The organism is Arthrobacter sp. 05L417 (assembly GCF_056397865.1).
Genome location: NZ_JBFTOG010000117.1, coordinates 1 through 546 on the forward strand (window position 1 = coordinate 1; position 546 = coordinate 546).

Below are 546 nucleotides of genomic sequence, written 5' to 3' on the forward strand. Positions count from 1 at the left end.
AACCGTCAAGGGCTACGGACTCGGACCCCACTTCGAGGGCCGCAACGCGACCCACCAAATGAAGAAACTCACCATGGAGGACCTCAAGGCCTTCCGCGACCACCTGCGCATCCCCATCACCGACGAGCAGCTCGACACCGATCTGTACCGTCCCCCGTACTACCACCCGGGCATGGACGCCCCGGAAATCCGGTACATGATGGACCGCCGCGCGGCCCTGGGCGGTGCCGTGCCCGAACGCCGCAGCACCCACACTCCGGTGACCCTGCCCGAGGCCAAGTCCTACGAGGTCGCCAAGCGCGGCTCCGGCAAACAGCAGGCCGCCACCACCATGGCCTTCGTGAGGCTCCTGAAGGACCTCATGCGGGACAAGAACTTCGGCAAACGATTCGTCCCGGTCGTGCCGGACGAATCGCGCACCTTCGGCATGGACGCGTTCTTCCCCACCGCGAAGATCTACAACCCCAAGGGCCAGAACTACCTCTCCGTGGACCGGGACCTCGTCCTGGCCTACAAGGAATCCCCCATGGGCCAGCTCATCCACCC

The 546-nt window shown here is 65.2% G+C and carries 1 pseudogene; it reads left to right on the plus strand.

Annotation, left to right across the window (positions count from 1 at the left end):
* Positions 1-546, plus strand: a pseudogene (locus tag AC1DJW_RS26565) (pyruvate dehydrogenase (acetyl-transferring), homodimeric type); the annotation flags it as partial.